Annotated in this window: 1 pseudogene; it reads right to left on the reverse strand. The window is 47.5% G+C overall.

Annotation, left to right across the window (positions count from 1 at the left end):
- A pseudogene (locus tag ACCC94_RS30490) lies at positions 1-242 on the reverse strand (phospho-N-acetylmuramoyl-pentapeptide-transferase); the annotation flags it as partial.

The following is a 242-nucleotide window of genomic DNA, read 5'->3' on the forward strand; positions in this document are numbered from 1 at the left end:
AGGTAGATGCCTACAAAGAGGGCTGAACCGATCAATTGAGAGATAAACTTTTGGGCCCGATTAAGTCCTTCGTTTTGTTTGCGGAAAATCTTCAAGAAGTCATCGGCAAAGCCAATACCGCCGAAGAATATAACGCCCACTACCCCACTGAGGAGGGTAAAGTTGAGATGACCAAAAGCCAAACCAACTACTAAAGCCACCAAGGAGGACACTAAGAGAAAGACCACGCCCCCCATGGTTGG

The organism is Pseudomonas sp. Pseusp97, assembly GCF_047304025.1.
Taxonomy (GTDB): Bacteria; Pseudomonadota; Gammaproteobacteria; order Pseudomonadales; family Pseudomonadaceae; genus Pseudomonas.